16 protein-coding genes and 1 tRNA gene are annotated in these 18,468 nt (G+C 43.1%); 4 read left to right on the top strand and 13 right to left on the bottom strand.

Annotated elements, in window-relative coordinates:
• Positions 1–157 precede the first annotated feature (157 nt).
• The 3 genes from ACE2AL_RS13660 to ttrS form a co-directional block, all read right to left on the bottom strand.
• Positions 158–1,102 (bottom strand): Kdo(2)-lipid IV(A) acyltransferase, encoded by a 945-nt coding sequence (locus tag ACE2AL_RS13660; protein WP_272538703.1) that lies wholly within the window; start codon positions 1,100–1,102, stop codon positions 158–160.
• Between the two features lie 74 nt (positions 1,103–1,176).
• Positions 1,177–1,773 (bottom strand): tetrathionate respiration response regulator TtrR, encoded by a 597-nt coding sequence (ttrR, locus tag ACE2AL_RS13655; RefSeq protein ID WP_206086720.1) that lies wholly within the window; start codon positions 1,771–1,773, stop codon positions 1,177–1,179.
• Positions 1,774–1,888: 115 nt separating this feature from the next.
• On the bottom strand, positions 1,889–3,646 hold the full coding sequence (gene ttrS, locus ACE2AL_RS13650; protein WP_206086721.1) for a tetrathionate respiration histidine kinase TtrS: 1,758 nt from the start codon (positions 3,644–3,646) through the stop codon (positions 1,889–1,891).
• A gap of 254 nt (positions 3,647–3,900) precedes the next feature.
• Between ttrS and ttrB the strand changes: the two genes are divergently transcribed.
• From ttrB to ttrA, 3 genes are read left to right on the top strand one after another with little or no spacing between them, the layout of a single operon-like run.
• Positions 3,901–4,638: a tetrathionate reductase subunit TtrB gene (ttrB, locus tag ACE2AL_RS13645; RefSeq protein WP_206086722.1), complete on the top strand. Its 738-nt coding sequence runs from the start codon at positions 3,901–3,903 to the stop codon at positions 4,636–4,638.
• Entirely contained in the window at positions 4,620–5,666 is a 1,047-nt protein-coding gene (gene ttrC, locus ACE2AL_RS13640; RefSeq protein WP_375083598.1) for a tetrathionate reductase subunit TtrC, read from the top strand. Before ttrB ends, ttrC begins: the two co-directional genes overlap by 19 nt.
• Positions 5,659–8,733 carry a tetrathionate reductase subunit TtrA gene (gene ttrA / locus ACE2AL_RS13635; protein WP_272538701.1) on the top strand — a complete coding sequence of 1,025 codons (3,075 nt, stop codon included), beginning with the start codon at positions 5,659–5,661 and terminating at the stop codon, positions 8,731–8,733. The genes ttrC and ttrA overlap by 8 nt, the downstream gene beginning before the upstream one ends.
• Positions 8,734–8,891: 158 nt before the next feature.
• Here ttrA and ACE2AL_RS13630 read toward each other — a convergent pair whose 3' ends face one another.
• Complete coding sequence (locus ACE2AL_RS13630; protein ID WP_375083597.1) at positions 8,892–9,899, bottom strand: nickel/cobalt transporter; 1,008 nt, start codon at positions 9,897–9,899, stop codon at positions 8,892–8,894.
• On the bottom strand, positions 9,890–10,522 hold the full coding sequence (locus tag ACE2AL_RS13625) for a DUF1007 family protein (RefSeq protein ID WP_272538699.1): 633 nt from the start codon (positions 10,520–10,522) through the stop codon (positions 9,890–9,892). Before ACE2AL_RS13625 ends, ACE2AL_RS13630 begins: the two co-directional genes overlap by 10 nt.
• Before the next feature lie 277 nt (positions 10,523–10,799).
• Here ACE2AL_RS13625 and ACE2AL_RS13620 point away from each other — a divergent pair, with 277 nt between their 5' ends.
• Complete coding sequence (locus ACE2AL_RS13620) at positions 10,800–11,846, top strand: rhodanese-related sulfurtransferase (protein WP_206086726.1); 1,047 nt, start codon at positions 10,800–10,802, stop codon at positions 11,844–11,846.
• A gap of 48 nt (positions 11,847–11,894) precedes the next feature.
• Here the strand turns inward: ACE2AL_RS13620 and ACE2AL_RS13615 are convergent, their stop codons facing one another.
• The 8 genes from ACE2AL_RS13615 to ACE2AL_RS13580 form a co-directional block, all read right to left on the bottom strand.
• The gene (locus tag ACE2AL_RS13615) at positions 11,895–12,488 is read right to left on the bottom strand and encodes a LuxR C-terminal-related transcriptional regulator (protein WP_206086727.1); all 594 of its coding nucleotides are present in this window, start codon (positions 12,486–12,488) and stop codon (positions 11,895–11,897) included.
• 217 nt (positions 12,489–12,705) lie between these two features.
• Positions 12,706–12,960 carry a biofilm formation regulator BssS gene (gene bssS / locus ACE2AL_RS13610; protein ID WP_047756449.1) on the bottom strand — a complete coding sequence of 85 codons (255 nt, stop codon included), beginning with the start codon at positions 12,958–12,960 and terminating at the stop codon, positions 12,706–12,708.
• Between the two features lie 233 nt (positions 12,961–13,193).
• A complete protein-coding gene (pyrC, locus tag ACE2AL_RS13605) occupies positions 13,194–14,243 on the bottom strand; it encodes a dihydroorotase (protein ID WP_272538698.1) in 1,050 nt (349 codons plus the stop codon).
• Between the two features lie 181 nt (positions 14,244–14,424).
• Positions 14,425–14,500, bottom strand: a tRNA-Asn gene (locus tag ACE2AL_RS13600).
• A 250-nt stretch (positions 14,501–14,750) separates the two neighbouring features.
• A complete protein-coding gene (locus ACE2AL_RS13595; protein WP_206086729.1) occupies positions 14,751–15,194 on the bottom strand; it encodes a universal stress protein in 444 nt (147 codons plus the stop codon).
• 21 nt (positions 15,195–15,215) lie between these two features.
• On the bottom strand, positions 15,216–15,989 hold the full coding sequence (locus ACE2AL_RS13590) for a siderophore-interacting protein (protein ID WP_375083596.1): 774 nt from the start codon (positions 15,987–15,989) through the stop codon (positions 15,216–15,218).
• Positions 15,970–17,415, bottom strand: a complete 1,446-nt coding sequence (locus ACE2AL_RS13585) for an efflux transporter outer membrane subunit (protein ID WP_375083595.1) — start codon at positions 17,413–17,415, stop codon at positions 15,970–15,972. The genes ACE2AL_RS13590 and ACE2AL_RS13585 overlap by 20 nt, the downstream gene beginning before the upstream one ends.
• Entirely contained in the window at positions 17,415–18,467 is a 1,053-nt protein-coding gene (locus tag ACE2AL_RS13580) for an HlyD family secretion protein (protein WP_375083594.1), read from the bottom strand. The genes ACE2AL_RS13585 and ACE2AL_RS13580 overlap by 1 nt, the downstream gene beginning before the upstream one ends.
• Position 18,468: the final 1 nt, after the last annotated feature.

Raw genomic sequence — 18,468 nt, 5'->3', positions numbered from 1 at the left:
TTACCGTCACTCAGCTACCCAAGTCACGTACTTATGTACGCTCCTTGGGATATCTTCATTTAGGCGCCTCGCTGTAGGCCTGACTATTTAGGGAAAACTTTCCATCTATTTAGGAAAAACTCTTTGTTAGGTAGGGCTACAGCTATTTTGTCATAAATTAATGATGAATTTTATCGAGGTCGCCATACAGCGATGCTTCACCTTGTGGGCGCGTTTTAAAACGGCGATGTAGCCACATATATTGCTCGGGCGCACGCAAAATTTCTTTTTCGATGACTTGGTTCATCATCGCTGCAGTTGCCACATTGTCTTCTACAGGGAAATTATCCACTGCAGGTTGAATGAGAAGCTCATATCCTTTGCCGTTGGGTAAACGTCGTGGGACAAAAGGGACAACCAGTGGGTTGGCTAAGCGAAGTAATATTTGTGAGCCATTAGTGGTTGCTGCCTTTTCAACCGCAAACAACGGTGCGAAGGTACTATTGCGTGGGCCATAATCGTGATCAGGGGCATACCAGAGAATTTCCCCGTCCTTCAGAGCACGTACCATCCCTTTGACATCTTTACGGTCGAGCATGTATTTATTTGAACGTAAACGCCCACGGGTTTGTAGCCAGTCAATCAGTTTATTATCGTTAGCACGATATACCCCAATACCTGGGTTTAGCATACCAAAAGCACGCCCGCCTATTTCTAAGGTGAGAAAATGTATGCCAAGCACGATAATCCCGCGGCCAGTCTCTTGGGCAGATAACATATTTTCACGGCCTTCGACCTTAACCCAACGTTTAATGCGCCAATCAGGCCAAAACCATGCCATACCCGTTTCAAATAATCCCATACCGACAGATTCGAAATTTTTATCAATATAGTGTTGCCTATCTTGCATACTCATCTCTGGAAAACACAGTTGCAGGTTACGATCGGCAATTTGTACGCGTTTTTTTAGAAAGCGCTTGGATAATAACCCTAGGCGAGTCCCCATCCAATAGATAACAGGGTAAGGCAGTAAAACAAGAAGATAAAGTACAGTAACACCTATCCACGTTAACCAGTAGCGAGGATGAAGTAGGTGTTTTTGAAAAGTAGGCGCTGGTATCATTAGTATCCGATTATTTTTAGTCTGTAATGGTGAATTTTTATTAATTAGGTTTAATTGAATCTAATTATATCAAATTATTTTTTTAATAAGTTCACTGACTGCATGGTACTCATTAATTCAGCGATGTTTCTCACCGCCATTTTTTCCATCACGCGAGAACGATGCACTTCAACAGTACGTACTGAAACACAGGTAGCTTCAGCAATTTCACGGTTAATTAAACCTTGGAGCACATAGCGACAGATTTCTTTTTCGCGGGGTGTTAGCATTTCATAGCGTTGTTTAATTAGATAATTTTCGGTGGATTGCGTGGTTTGCCGTTGAGCTTGCTCAAGAGTTTTTGCCAGTTGTTGGCTATCAATCGGTTTTTGTAGAAAATCTACGGCACCAAGTTTGACTTGCTCAACCGCCATCGGAATATCCCCATGCCCAGATAGAAAAATCACGGCTAATGTGCTGTGCTGATCGCACAGATATTGGTGGACTTGCCGACCATCTAGCTTTGGCATGCGCATATCAAGCAAAACCACCCCCTCTTGGTGAAGGGCTGCATGTTGAATAAATTGTTCACTGTCATTCCAAACGGTAACAGTGTAGCCCAGCGTTTCAAGTAAAAACTGGCAGGCGTCGGTCACATCGGTGTCATCATCCACTAGATGGATAACTGGCATAAATACATACCTCGTCGTGTAGAGGGTGACTATTAAGATAGATACTAGTCAGCTCAATAAAGCTATTGTCACATATAATTAATCTGAATGTTATCAATTGCGTGGCATACAGTGCTTAGTGGTGCAAATTATCGGGATAATTAAAAATTAATGTGACTCGCAAGCCGTTTAATCCATCATCACTCAGGTTGTTTTCAATACGAATATCCCCACCTTGACTTTGAATCAAGCGCTGGCAAATCACTAAGCCAAGCCCTAAGCCTTCTTTTTTGGTGGTTGCGAATGGGGTTATCCCTTGTTCAAGTTGTTCTAAAGGCATACCCCCTGCGTCATCTTGCAAGACCAGTAAAAAGCGGTTTTGGGCAAAATGAAAACCAAAGTGTAATGTGTTGGCTCCTGCTTGCAGGCTGTTGCTGACTAAGTTGGACAATAATTGCTCCAATAGGGTCTCTGGCAGTACCAACGACACATCTTGGGTGTCTGGTAGTAATAATTTTGCATTAGGGTAATGTTGGTCAACGCGTAAAAGTTGCCAAATATGCTTAATAGCTTGTTTAACAGATTGTTGGCTTAAAATTAGTGCTGGGTCTTGCCCTGGCTTGCCCGCCCAAAGACGTAAATTACGGATGATATCCGCCCCACGTTGGGCTTGGTCGTCAATCTTTGTTAAGGCATTAATTAAAGGATGCTTTTCCGACTCTTTATTCAGCCGCAAAATACACCCTTGTGCATAGTGCCGAATAGCCGATAACGGTTGATTGAGTTCATGAGCAAATCCTGAAGCCATTTCCCCTAAAATATTCAACCTTTGAGCTTTTTGTAAATCTGCCTCTTGCTGGCGCAGTCGGTTATGCGCCACTTCTAATTGACGACTTCGGCGGCGAACTAAAAATGCAATCCATACGTGGTTCACCCCAAGAAGGACAAAAAATAGAGCAACAAAGCCAAGGGTAATTTGGTTTTGAATTGTCCAACTGACAATATCTTGCCAAATTTGCCGCTGCTGTGGATGTTGGTTCACATCCCGCAAAAGGGTTTCCACTTGGGTAACGGAGGCGGGGGCTCCCCAGCGCATAGTACTTTTATCTGTTGAAAGTAAGGTTTTAGTGACCTTGTCGACAAGGTTATCTGGCACTTCGCTTAGGGCCGCAAATGACCAATTGGGATAAAGTTCCGTGCTGGTCAGGCAAGACAGAGAACTAGGATGTTGAATAAGCGGTCGGAACTGCGTTTTATCAATTAGCCCTTCACTGTGCATATTTTCCAATAAACAAACAGGAACGATCGCGGCTGACAGTGAACCATCGCGTAAGGCATACAGCAGGGCATCCGCAGGGAAGCCTAAAAACTGCATTTGAAAATCTTTTTCGGCGTCATAGCCTAAATCTCGCAGCACTTTATAGCCTAATAAATACCCACCAAAAGCATCGGGGGAAATCGCCCCCACTTTTTTACCAATCAAATTTTGAGGTTCAGTCATGTCACTGTTATTGCGTACCAGTATCAGACTACCAATCACGTTGCGGGTGGTGCTATTAGGTTCGACATCGGAACGCAAGGAAAGTAGCCACCGTAAGTGGTAGCGGCTGTCGAGCTGAATAAACTGTGCTGGGTTAGTCAGTAAGAAATCAATTTTTTGGTTGGAAATGGCTTCACGCATTTCATCGAGATTTAAGGGCTGGAGAGTGAAGCGTTCTCCTGGAATTGAATCATTTAACGTATCGACTAAAGGTTGCCAGTGAGATTGTGTGGAACTGGGGCCACGCAAAGCCAAAACGCCGATTGTCCATTGCGCAGAAATCGCAGGAAATGACCATGTTAAAAACATGGTTAATAGTATGTGATACAACAGTATAGGCGATTTTTTTAACATATTTGGGTTATTCGTTGCGTTAGATCAATTTAGCTTCGGGTATGTGGTAAACCACAATAGGGCGCTGGCTCCTCTCTTCCTACAATGGCACTACAAGCTTTACCAAGATAACACACCAGTTTTAAAGAGAAATAAGAATTTCTGCGGTTATCTTAACTGGACTGAATCGATTGTCAATAATGCTTGTAAAACAAATAACATATTGATTAATAACTTTTATTTTCGCATTAGCAATGTCAATACTGGAGCCAATTATGGATCTGAGTAAACGAAAATTTCTACAACAAATTGGGGCAGTGACGGCGGGTGCGTCGTTAATTCCAATCTCGGAGGCTGGCCTAAACTTATCTCCAACGCGTCATGAAGGCAATCCTGAAAAACGTTATGGGATGTTAATCGACTTACGTCGTTGTATTGGCTGCCAATCTTGCACTGTAAGTTGCTCGGTTGAAAACCAAACGCCACAAGGCCAATTTAGAACCACCGTTAACCAATATCAAGTGGCGGTTAAAGGTGAGGAAGGTTTTACCAACGTACTTCTGCCACGCTTATGTAACCACTGTGATTCACCTCCTTGTGTTCCTGTATGCCCTGTTCAAGCCACTTTCCAACGGGAAGACGGCATTGTTGTGGTTGATAATGAACGTTGCGTCGGCTGTGCTTATTGTGTACAGGCTTGCCCGTATGATGCCCGCTTTATTAATCATTCCACACAAACTGCAGATAAATGTACTTTCTGTGCACATCGTTTAGAAGTGGGTTTATTACCCGCATGCGTTGAATCTTGTGTGGGCGGTGCACGTATTATTGGTGACTTAAAAGACCCGAACAGCACCATTCGTAAAATGCTGACTGAACATGAAGCGGAAATTAAAGTGCTCAAACCAGAAAGTGGCACATTACCACAAGTTTTCTATATCGGTTTGGATGATGCATTTGTAGAGCCGCTACAAGGCAAAGGGCAACCCGCATTATGGCAGGAGGTGTTCTGATGGACGGTCAAGTGACATATATTTCTGAAATTATGGCTCAGCCACAAGAATTTTTCTGGCTACCGTGGGCCGTGCAATACTTTTTCTTTATCGGAATCGCTTCTTGCGCTGTGCTGTATGCGTGTTACCTGCATTGGCAAAATAAAAGCGAAAATGGCCGATTAGAGATGATCGCTGTGTTCATCGCGATCACCATGGGGATCACCGCGCCACTCGCGTTAACGGCAGACTTGCACCAAACCGCACGGGTTTGGCATTTCTACGCACACCCAACACTGTGGTCTTGGATGTGGTGGGGCTCGGTTTTATTACCATTATTCACCACATTCATTGGGTTATATTTTGTTGCCCTGATTGTGAAAATGATTTGGAAAAAAGAGTTTAAAGCGACCCGTTGGGTGGCATTGCTAGCGGCGTTATCTGCAATGGGCTTATTGCTGTACACCGGCCGTGAAGCGTCAATCTTAAACGCACGTCCAATCTGGTATAGCTGGTGGATGCCAGTATTAATGTTCCTAAGTGCGTTGCAAGTTCTGCCTGCATTGATTGGTTTAGGTGCTCGCAAAGAGCCACAATACCAAAACCGTTTAGCCCGTTTCCAAGTGATTACCCTGCTGTTATTTGCCGTATGTTTCGCTCTGTGGTTATCAGGGGATACCATATCAGGGATCGCGGTACGCCAACAGTTGGATACTGCAAGTGCAGGTTGGTGGATGCTGATGGGGGGTTGTGCGCTGTGGTTAATCACATTTGTGATGTCAGTGAGCAATGTAAAAGCTATCCGTTCAGTACCTTACATTACCGTTTTAGCCTTAGTTTCGATGGCTTTTGCTTGGACACTACGTTGGATTTTCCTGATGGAAGTTCAAGCGGTTCCAAAATATAACATTATCGCGAATCCATACCACTTCCCTCTGGGGACTGACGGCTTAATGGCTATTGTAGGCACATTTGGTCTGTGGATTGCGTTAACAATTATTGTTCGTGAAGGTGTTCGCTGGTTTGCGAGGAGAGTGCAACATGGCTAAATTCTCAAGACGTCAATGGCTTAAAGGTGGTTTGGTTGTCGGTGGCATTGCGTTATTTGGTGCAAGCTACCGTGATGTGGCCAAACGTGCAGTCGATGGTTTGGTTAATGGCACCTCTGGTAAAGTCACGTTAGACCGCCTCAATGGCAACTCACTGCGTCCAGAAGGCCAAGCACTGAAAGGCTGGCAGGAAAACCCAGAACAAGTGGTGGCGATGACCCAATGTTTTGGTTGCTGGACTCAGTGTGGTATCCGTGCTCGTGTTGATACAGCGAAAAATGAAGTGCTGCGTATTGCTGGGAACCCGTACCACCCGTTATCTCACGAAGAGCATTTCCCCTATGGTATGCCGCTAAAAACTGCGTTCAACAAAATGAGCGGTGAGTCAGGTTTAGAACATCGTTCAACGGCATGTGCCCGTGGGGCGACCTTAATGGAAGGCTTAACCAGTCCACTGCGTATTTTAGAACCGATGAAACGTGTGGGTAAACGCGGTGAAGGTAAATGGGAGCGCATTAGCTTTGAACAACTGATTAAAGAAGTGGTTGAAGGCGGTGATTTATTCGGTGAAGGCCATGTGGATGGGTTAAGAGCCATTCGTGACCTTGAAACGCCATTAGACCCATCACAGCCTAAATTAGGCCCGAAAGCGAACCAATTGCTAGTGACTAACGCAGGGGACGATGGCCGCGACGGCTTTATTCGTCGCTTTGCACAAAACGGCTTTGGTAGCAAAAACTTCGGTGCGCACGGCTCTTACTGTGGCCTCGCTTACCGAGCAGGTTCGGGGGCATTGATGGATGACTTGGACAAAAACGCCCACGTCAAGCCTGATTGGGATAACGTGCGTTTTGCCTTATTCCTCGGGACGTCCCCTGCACAATCGGGGAACCCGTTCAAACGTCAAGGCCGCCAGTTAGCGACAGCACGTTTACGTGATTCTTTTAATTATGTGGTTGTTTCCCCTGCATTGCCACTAACGACAACATTAGCCAATGACCATGGTCATTGGGTGCCTGTACAACCAGGGACGGATGCAGCGTTAGTGATGGGAATGATACGCTGGATCATCGAAAACGAGCGTTATAATGCAAAATACCTTAGCGTACCAAGCGAAAAATCAATGGAAGGCATGGGGGAAAAAAGTTGGACCAACTCCACCCATTTGGTTATCACTGATGACGCGCATCCATTAGCAGGCAAATTATTAATTTCCTCTTATCTTACTGGGGAAGAGGATGATGAAAAAGCCTATTTGGTTCAGGACGCTTCTGGTGAGTTGAAATTAGCAGATGATGTCCCTGCTGCGGAACTTTTTGTGACCCGCAAAGTGACATTGCATGATGGCAGCGAAGTCACAGTAAAATCAAGCTTCCAATGCCTGAAAGAAGCAGCAAATCGCATGACGCTTGAAGAATATAGCGAACGCTGCCATGTACCAGTGAAAACCATTGCATCACTGGGCAAAGCCTTAACTTCTTATGATAGAAAAGCAGCGGTCATTTCCCATGGCGGTATGATGGGAGGCAACGGCTTCTACACAGCATGGTCAGTCATAATGCTTAACGCCTTGATTGGTAATTTAAACCTGAAAGGCGGTGTGTCTGTTGGTGGCGGTAAATTCAACGGGGAGAACGATGGCCCACGTTACAATATGGCGAGCTACAAAGGAAAGGTGAAGCCAAAAGGCGTTGTGTTATCGCGCAGTAATGAAGTCTATGAAAAATCAGATGAATTTAAAGCAAGATTAGCCGCAGGTGAAAAACCGTATCCTGCAAAAGCCCCTTGGTATCCGTTTGCGAAAGGCCAATTAACGGAGCAACTGGCGTCTGCGTTGATGGGGTATCCGTATGCGCTTAAAGCGTGGATCACCAATATGACTAACCCGGTATATGGCATCGCGGGTATTCGTCAGGTTATGGAAGAAAAACTGAAAGATCCAAAACATCTTCCATTAATTATTGGTATTGATGCCTTTATGAATGAAACCACCGCGCTGGCAGATTACATTGTGCCAGATACCCATAACTTTGAAAGTTGGGGCTTCAGTGCGCCGTGGTCAGGTGTTCAAGTTAAGGCGAGTACTGCGCGTTGGCCAATTGTTGAGTCCCGTACAGCGAAAACCGCGGATGGCCAGCCAATTTCAATGGAAAGCTTCTGCATTGCGGTAGCAAAAGAGCTGAAATTACCTGGCTTTGGGGACAACGTGATTGAGGACATGGATGGCAACATGCATTCACTCAATACCGCAGAGGATTACTACTTGCGCGTGGCTGCTAATATGGCTTGGTTAGGGGAAAAACCCGTACCAGAAGCCGCAACAGAAGACATCCAAATCAGTGGTGTTGAACGTATTTTACCTGCGATCACTCGCACGTTGAAACCAGAAGAAGTGCGCCGTGTGGCTTACATCTTCACACGCGGTGGCCGTTTTGCACCGTATGAAAAAGCGTGGGATGGCGATGCAACAGGGCCACAATGGAAAAAAGGATTGCAGATTTGGAACCCAACTGTTGGGACTAACCGTCATGCAATTACGGGTGAACGTTACAGTGGCTGTCCAACTTACTATCCGCCACGTATGGCGAATGGTGATGACGTTAATAAAGTGTTCCCAGAAAAAGAGTGGCCACTGAAACTGATGTCATTTAAATCTCATGTAATGAGCAGTTCAACAACGGTGATTGAGCGCTTACGTCATGTTAAACCGACCAACCTTGTGGCTATTCACCCTGATGATGCTGCGAAAATGGGGGTAAAACATGGTGATTGGATCCGCATCACCACGCCAGGTGGAAATGCAGAAGCTCAAGTCAGCGTGTTGGATGGTGTAATGCCAGGAGTGCTAGCGATTGAGCATGGTTATGGGCACACTGAAATGGGCGCTAAACAGCACTATTTAGATGGTGAACCAATGCCGATGAATGCGGCTAATGGTTCAGGTATTAATTTAAACGACCTCGGGTTTGCTGACCCAACGCGTGAAGTGGCAAATACTTGGCTTGATTGGGTATCGGGTGCTTCTGTTCGCCAAGGTTTACCAGCGAAAATTGAGTTAATCAGCTAGCTAGGTTTTAACGTAGTAGTAAAAGTTGCTAGCTTGCGGGGTTCTGCATAGCGTTGCAGGCCAGCAACTTTGTTTTGAGCAGTTGACATTGCGCATCAACAGTGTGTTTATCGCACTGTGACTTCGGCAAGTGCCAGGGAGGGGGAGCCCTCCCTTTTTTAATGCAATAATGGTGAGGTTGCGTGTTCCATTGCACCGCTTTGATACAATAAAACGCCCATCAAGACAAACAGCACCCCAGCGATGATTTTAAGTGAAATTACCCAATATGGTGAGAGTTGAACGCCTTTTAGACGTGAAACGCGCAATGCATTATCTCTCATAAGATGAACAAACACCGCAATCAAACAGATGGTTAACGCTGTGCCGACAGCCATCATCAGCGCAGCAATCATTCCCCACACATATGCATCAATCACATACGAAAAGAGCAGTACCAAAATTGCGCCTGAGCATGGGCGGATCCCCATCGAAAGAATAATCAGTAGCTTACTTTTGAACCCCGCTTGTAGCTGTTCAGATTGGACAACATGTTGATGCCCACAAGCGCAGCTAGACAGCTCGGTTTGCACTTTGTTATAAATAATTTTGGGTTGGGATTGATTCAGTGGTTGTATGCTTCGTAATGTTAAAGCGGCTGATTTTTTTGGTTTGCTGATTTGCCAAAGACGGCGAATCGCACTGCCACAAAGAAATACGCCTAGCAAGATCACAAAAATGTAGCTGATTTGCTCTGCATAAGCACTGGCTTGGTTCAGGTGTTTAGTGGAGAGCTGGAATAAAATGAGTACAAAAGAAACCAGCAAAATGGCGACTAATCCCTGCAATAAAGACGCGAGTAAGCTAATCACGACACTTTGTTTTAAGTGAGTGGCTTGTGTGGCGATATAGGTGGTGATGATTAATTTACCGTGCCCTGGCCCAAGGGCGTGTAAAAAACCATAAGCAAAGCTTGCAATGACCAATAATCCCCCAGCATAAAATGGCCGAGTCGCCGTTTCTTGGAGAAGGTAAGATAGCCCTTGGTTTAATTGTTTTTGCCAAATAACACTTAGTTGTAACCATGAGTTCCAATGGATGTAAACCTGCAAGGCGCAATACGCTATAAGCACTAATAAGATAACTGCACCGAGCCATTTTTGGTTACGCAACGCAATTAAGGGCATTGGATATCCACCTGTTGTGCAAATTGCTTACCAAGTGCTAAGTCTTCATCTGGTGTATCATTTTTGTCTAATGAAAAGGCATAGGCGCGCATGGAGTCAGTAATATCGGCTTCTTTTAATGCCAACTTGCAGGTCGCGGCAAGCTCTATAGGTAGTGTAATTTGCTGCGGGTTTTGGTAGGTCATACTGACATAAAATGATGGATCGTAGGTTTGGAGAGTCACATGGGAGCTTTTAATTGGTAGAGGTTGCATAAATGACGCAGTGAAGTAAAACACTAGAGAAAAACCGTCTTTTTCAAGATGGTAGTTATCGGGGATGCGCTTAAAACTGACTTTTTTCCCTTGATAATAGAAATCAGTGAAATAATCCTGCATTAATACATTCGCCATCACAATGGCTTCTTGTTGCTTCCAGCGTGGGTCATCCTTTTTTACCCCTTTGAGTTCATACAGAATATCTGCAGAGGTCATTGGATCCATCTTCCAAGCATAATTTATCCCTGAATAGTTATCTTGTTTGGTTTCAAGGGTCATTTTCATTTCAATAAAACTGTGAGGATGAGCCGCTACCTGTGGCACGACAAGAGATAACATAATAAAAAAGAGAGGGAATAATCGCATTATTTCTACTATTTAAAGGCGGTAAATTAATAACGTTATAACATAACGGAATGAAATCGTGAATCATCAAATGTCACTAAAATACCGTTAATTATGTAAGTAAATAATGATTTAAACGTTTTAATCATATTTCAATAACAATCCCACTTAAAATAAAGGGTTTTTTATTAACACAATAACAGCGATAATATGAATAAATAATCTCATGCAGTTGTGTTTAACAGTCATCAGGTTAATTGTTTAAATATTAGTTAGTTACAAAGGAAAAGAGAACACCATGCCAGTGTTACATAACCAAGTTTCAAATAAAATACTCAAAGAACGCATGTTGGCTGAAACTGAGCCACGTACCACTATTTCTTTCTATAAGTATTTTAATATTGAAGACCCAGCTGTCTTTCGTAATGAATGGTACCAACAATTCAAAGCGTTAAACGTATTTGGCCGTGTGTACATTGCCAAAGAGGGCATTAATGCACAGATCAGCGTGCCAGCATCCAATGTTGACGCTTTACGTGAACTAATTTATCGCACAGATCCTGCATTGAATGATTTGCGCTTAAATATTGCTATTGATGATGATGGGAAATCGTTCTGGGTTCTGCGCATGAAAGTGCGTGATCGCGTAGTTGCTGATGGCATTGACGATGAGACATTTAACCCTGCAAATACTGGGCAATATCTCAAAGCGCATGAAGTGAATGCAATGATTGATGATCCGAATACTGTATTTGTTGATATGCGTAATCATTATGAATACGAAGTGGGTCACTTTGAAAATGCGGTAGAAGTTCCATCGGATACTTTTAGAGAACAGCTTCCGATGGCCGTGGAAATGCTGCAAGAGCAAAAAGATAAGAATGTTGTCATGTATTGTACTGGCGGTATTCGTTGTGAAAAAGCGAGTGCATACATGCTACACAACGGCTTTAAAAATGTTTATCACGTGGAAGGCGGTATTATTGAGTATGCACGTAAAGCCAAAGAACAAGGCTTACCTTTGCGTTTTAAAGGGAAAAACTTTGTTTTTGATAACCGTATGGGCGAACGTATTACAGATGACATGTTAGCGCACTGCCACCAGTGTGGGGCACCTTGTGATTCACACACGAACTGCCGCAATGATGGTTGCCATCTACTGTTCATCCAATGCCCAACTTGCGCTGAAAAATACGAAGGTTGCTGTAGTGCTGCATGCAATGAAGAAATGAAACTACCAGAGCAAGAACAGCGTGCTCGCCGTGCAGGCCGTGAAGTGAGCAATAAAATATTTAATAAATCCCGCCACCGTTTATCAGAGGGCTTATTAAATAGCGATAGCTAATTGAGTATAATACTAAAAAAGTAGAAGCCCTTTTTCAGGGCTTTTTACTTAATATAAATATTTAAATACATTATAAATGAAGAAAAGCTCTATTCTGTTTTTAACGAAAACCTTACTTGCTATATGGCGCTTTTGTGAATAAACCGTACTGTTACTTATCCCTAATTTCTTAGAGATAATATGGTTTGGTATTTCATTCATCCAATTGCTAATTATTTTTTGCTCCTTGACAGTAAATATAGAGGTATCTGTATTATTCGCTAATTTTGTTATTTTTTCTATTTGTGCATAATCATTAATTACTCTATCCAATGTTTTAATAATGATATTTTTGGATAAAATAAAAAAATTATCTTTTAATAATAGTGGGTTATCTGTTTGGGGGTAAGGGGCATTGATATAAATATAAAAACGAATATTATTTGATAGGTTTAGTAACCCTTGCAAAGTTGGACAATAATTTGAGTAGTGGCAATAATAGGTTAAATTAACAAGAACAATGTTTGGTGAGTTTTTATTTATGAATTTAATAGCATCACCCAAACAGCCAGTGCTAATAAAGTTTAAGTTCTTATTCTTTGATAAATATTCAGTAATACCAAGTCTCGTGTAATAACACTCATCAATAACTAATATTTTCATTGGGAACGTCCTGGTTCGAAAGAGTATTACAATAAATTGGAATAGCTAGTGATGTCAACTGAGTAATAATAAAAACAAAAAATGTTGTCGTTAATTTAAATTAATCAATTTATAAAAATAAAATGAGGTAAAGTAGTTATATAATATATAACTACTTTATTGAAAGGCTATAGATTTAAAAAATGGATATCTACGGCTCAAATATCCATTTAAGGATTTAGTGCGTTTTAAAATTAAATTCGATGTATTCCCCAGACTCTATCTTATCCACGCCAGCTTGAAGAATACCAATCAATTGTTTTGCGACATCCGTGGTAAGCCACATGGTTTTATCCACGACAGCATCGCCTGAGTTTTTATCTTGTTCGGGGAGGTAGTGCAAACGTAACATCATAGCATCATAGGCATCTACGGTGCTAATGTCCCAGCCAACAACTGGGTGAGTTTGAATAACATCATTTTTTCTATTCATAAAAACCTCCTAATCAAACAGCGTGATAAATAATAAATATCTATAACTGACTAAGAGCAAAGTTCTTGGAATGAATCCACTTTCAGTATAAGGAGATTTCGTTAATAAGGAAGTAAATAAAATATTTTTTTGCATAAATGACAGTAAATGCACAAATAAAGTGAATATAGCTGGGGCTCATAGAGGGAAGCGATTGCAACTTCCCCCATGACGATAAACGAGATTTTTAGTGCTTATTTAGCGATAGCGATTGACCAGCGAGAATCTTCACCTGCTAAGAACGGGATCAATTTATCATTACAGCAATCAATAGATTCACAAGTCATGTTTGGTTCTTTAGTCAGGGTTATATGGCCTTCATTTACAGGCAAATTATAGAATTTAGGACCATTCAATGAGCAAAATGCTTCAAAGTGCGCTAAAGCATCTAGTTCTTCAAACACAGTTGCATAAGCGGCCAGTGCGGTTGGTGCATTAAATACGCCAGCACATCCGCAAGCAGCTTCTTTACGTGATTGCACATGTGGAGCGGTATCTGTTCCTAGGAAGAAGCGATCACAACCCGATGCAACAGCAGAACGAAGCGCTTCTTGGTGAATGTTACGTTTTAAAATTGGCAAACAGAACAAGTGCGGTCTTACACCACCGACTAACATATGATTACGGTTAAACATCAGGTGCTGAGGCGTTAGCGTCGCAGCGGTAAATTCGTTGGCATCCAAAACATATTGTGCAGCTTCTTTTGTTGTGATGTGTTCGAAAACTACCTTTAAGTTTGGAAATTGGGCGCGTAATGGCTGCATGACTTGTTCAATAAACAGTGCTTCTCGGTCAAAAATATCAATATGGTTCGCGGTGACTTCACCGTGAATCAATAGCGGCATACCTGCTTTTTCCATTGCTGCCAGAACAGGGTAAATTTTCTTAATATCAGAAACCCCATGGCTTGAGTTGGTTGTTGCATTAGCAGGATATAATTTACATGCGGTAAACACACCTTCTTGAAAGCCACGGATGAGTTCAGTTGAGTCAGTTCCATCAGTAAGATAACAGGTCATCAACGGGGTAAATTGGTGCCCTTGTGGCACAGCCTGAATAATGCGCTCGCGATATGCTTTTGCGGCTGCAACGGTAGTAACGGGAGGAACTAAATTTGGCATCACAATTGCGCGGCCAAAAAACTCACTGGTGTAGGGAACGACCGTTTTTAACATATCATCATCGCGAAAATGAACATGCCAATCATCAGGGCGGCGAATCGTTAGGGTAGTTACAGTAGTCATTAAACCGGCTCCATAAGGGAAGGTGAGTGATGAGCGAACGCTCAGGCCGGGAACGAATGATAAAGCGAAAGGAGAAAAATAGCTATGGGAATTGATGATTAAATATCTTTTGAGAAAAATGATAAACGATAAGAAAGCAAAAAGCCTGCTTAAATTTCTTTAAGCAGGCTTCTCTAAATATTGGCTCCTCCAGCTGGACTTGAACCAGCGACATACGGATTAACAGTCCGCCGTTCTACCGACTGAACTATGGAGGAACTCCTTGGTACGCAGAGGATATTAGCTTCCTCTAAAGGGATTGTCAAAGGAGAATATCGAAAAAAATGTTCGTTTGCCTGTTATCTGTGCGAACTGAGGGAAGTTTGATCGGAAATTATGTAGGAACAATAAACTGAAGGACAAATCAATAGAAAAAACATCAATGCCATGATGGGCTTTGTGTATTAAAAGTATTGATTACAGTGGATAACAACAGGTAACCACTGTAATCATTTTTAATCATATCGGTTAACGCGGGATCACTAAAACGGGTTGAGAAATATCATCTAATAAACTGCGAGTGACCGACGTATTCAGCCAGCGGCTAAATGAAGAAAGGTGACGGTGGGAGATAATCAGTAAATCACAATTGTGTTTTTCCATTTGTTTAGGGATTGTCTCGATAGGTGTTCCTGCGGCAAGCAGCCCCTGTGTTTTAAATCCCATATTTGTTAATGCGCTGGTGACATCTTTTAATTGTTTCTCTGCTAAGGCTTCTTCTCGCTGAGCAGCAGGGTACTCATCGCGTTCATCGCTATTTTGACTTAGTTTAGTGCGGCTTAGCGCAAAGGTGCTATCGACAACGGTTAAGACAATGACATTATGAATACAGCCTGTCATACGTTGCATAAAATTGAGGGCATTACTGCTATTTTCGAAGCTATCGACAGCCAACAATACATTATTAATCATTTTTATCTCCTGATAAGCGATTTACACCGCACCCTTAAAGTTAGATTCCCCTTTTTTCCAATAGCCTTTTGCGAAGAGTGAGGTTTTGGGGATCCCTCTTTCGTTGATAAAATGATTCTTCAAATAAACAGCAATTTGTTGCTCACAGGCTAACCAAACTTGGCCTGGTTCAGCAGGCAGAGCACATTGAGTAATGGCTCGGACTAGAGAACTATTCATCACGCTATCATAATGACGGTCGCGAATTTGCCAGCTATTGACGATTAAGTCAGGGTAATTTAGTGTTTGTATTTCTGCTTCATCACTGACCTCTGCAAACCAGAAAACAGGCATTTGTTCCGTCAATGATTCAAGAATACGACGCATTGCGGGAAGTGCGGTTTCATCACCCAATAAAAGTAACCAACCTGCTTCAGATAGCGGTTTAAACCCGCCAGAACACGGCCCTGCAAAACCAAGTCTATCACCGATTAATGCGTTTTCAGCCCAGCGAGATGCGGGGCCATCACCATGCAAAACCATATCGATATCAATGGTTCTGTTGATTTTATTGATCCCGCTAATGGTGTAAGCGCGACCCGCTAAACTTTCTTTCCAAGGAAAAAATACCTTGACCCAACTTGCGGGTTCGTAAGCTCTTAAATCATCTAAAAACTTATCGACATCATCACCACTCAAGGTAATCCGTCGCATTTTTTTTGTTAATGATTGCACTGCGCTAACGGTAGCTTCTCGTTTGCGCCTTGTATCTTTTTCTAATATGTCGCCCACAATTTTATTCATTGTATTGTGCATGAGGATCCTCCTGCTGCATATTTGACGGATAAGTGTGTTCCCAACCACCGCCTAATGCTCGATATAGATTGACTACAGCAAGGGCGGTTTCTTCTTGAGACGTAATTTGTGCCGATTGCAAATCTAACAAGGCGCGCTGGGTGCTTAATACATGCATGAAGTCACTGGCGCCATTAAGATAGCTATCCCGTGCTAATGAAAAAGCATGCTGATTAGCGGTAACGGCAGAAACTAGGTGTATTTGCCTGAGTTGTTGGGCCTGATAATCTGAAAGTGCATCATCAATTTCATGCCAAGCACGCAAAACAGTTTGTTGGTATGCAATTGCCATTTCTTGTTGGCGGTACTCACTTAACGTCACACGTTGTTTGATTTTTCCACCATCGAATATGGGTAAATACAGTGAGGGGCCAATGGCGAACGTATGCGTTGACCAGCTTCCCATATCGGATAATGCAAGGGCTTGGTAGCCTGCATTACCTGTTAACGTGATCCGTGGGTAGTAATCCGCTTTAGCGACGCCAATTTCTGCGGTTGCTTGGTGTAAGCGCTCTGCGGCTTCACGAATATCTGGCCTGCGAAGTGCAAGATCAGACGGAACGCCCATCGGAACTATTTGAGTTAACTGTGGGAGGTTCTTTTTCGTTGATAATTGGGCATTAAACGCCCCAGGTTGCTCGCCCAGCAACAAGGTAATGGCATTTTTTAGGCGATTTTCCCTATCAATTAGCACAGGAAGCAAGGCATTGATTTGGTCGAGTTGCACTTGCGCTTGTTCCACATCAAGTTGGTTTCCTGAGCCATTTTGTAAACGTACCTGAGTGAGTTCCAAGGTTTGTAACGAGGTTGCATGGTTTTCTCTTGCAACTTGAATTTGTTGCTGTATGGCACGCAGGCGTAAATAATCGGTGGCAACTTCTGCGGTGACAGAGGTTAACAAGGCTCGCCGATTTTCTTCTGATGCGGCAAAATTAGCACGAGCACTTTCTGATGCACGGCGTAATTTTCCCCACATATCCAACTCCCAAACCGCACTAAACCCACCGCGCCAGAGGTTAAAGTCAGACTCGCCTTTTTTCCCTGATGGATCCATACTACCGACTGATGTTGCACGTTGGCGTTGGTAAGCACCATCAAGGCTAAAATCAGGGGCTAAGTCAGAATCGGCAATGCCTAATAAAGCGCGACTTTGTTGCATGCGCGCTGTCGCTAATTGCAAATCTAAATTACTTTTTGTTGCGCGTTGTATGAGCTCTGAAAGCTGGGGATCACCAAAAATGCTCCACCACTCGATAGGAAGGGAGGAGGTGCTTTGGTTAGCACCCCAATTTTCTGGCAAAGTCGCTTGCGGTGGCACGTAATCGGGGCCAACTGCTTGGCAACCTGTGAGTGCTACGAGAACCAGTGCAATGGCGGTTTTTTTCATTAGTGGCTCCCATCCAATGTGTTGATGCTCACATCGGCTGACATGCCTACGCGTAGTGCATTCATTGTCGCCGCACTCTCTTTGTTAATATCAAAGGTAATTTTTACAGGGATACGTTGCACAATCTTTGTGAAATTACCTGTTGCATTTTCAGGTGCAACAGGGGAAAAGCTAGCGCCTGAAGCGGGTGCGATACTGTCAACATAGCCTTTTAGGGTTTGGCCAGGGAACGTATCAATGCTGATATCAACGGTTTGCCCCTGAGTAATGTTCTGCAACTGTGTTTCTTGGTAATTAGCAATAATGTACAGTTTGTCTTGGGGCACAATTGCCATTAACGCATCACCAGGCTTAACAAACTCACCCACTCGCAGGCTTTTTTTACCCACTACTCCTGCAATCGGTGCGGTAATACGGGTATAAGATAAATTGAGTTTAGCCATTTCTTTCTTCGCTTGCGCCAATGTCAATTCAGCGTCACTATCTGATTGCTTAGCTTGTAAAACTTGCAACATATTCTTAGCCGCTTTTAAAGACGCTTCGGCTTGTGCAACACTGGCAGTCATCGTTTGTACGCGGGTAGTTGCTTGTTGTGCCGCTTGTTGTGAACCTGCGCCAGTCGTTGCCATTTTGTGATAGCGTGTTTTCTCTTGGTGAGCAAATTGCAACTCAGCTTGTGCGGATTGTAATTGAGCTTGCGCAGCAGAAATCAGCGCATACTGGCGTACTAGATTCGCTTTAGCATCATCTTGGCGTGCACGTGCTGAGTTTTCTTGTGCTATCGCTTGGGAAAGTGCGACAGTGAATTCCCGTGGGTCAATTTCCGCTAATAATTCGCCTTCTTTCACCCATTGATTGTCTTGAACCAAAACTTGGGTAACAACACCTGAAATTTGGGGTGAAATACGCGAAATATCGGCACGAATATAAGCATCATTGGTATTTTGCATTGTTTTTTTAATGGCGAACTTATTAATTAATAGCCCGCCTACGACAACTAAAATACCCGCGATTGCAAGGGCAACACTTTTATTAATTTTAATTTTACTCATT

It is taken from the genome of Providencia xihuensis (genome assembly GCF_041953405.1).
In the GTDB taxonomy this organism is placed as follows: domain Bacteria; phylum Pseudomonadota; class Gammaproteobacteria; order Enterobacterales; family Enterobacteriaceae; genus Providencia; species Providencia vermicola.
The sequence above is the reverse complement of the archived record's forward strand: the minus strand, read 5'-3'. Positions and strand labels throughout refer to the sequence as shown.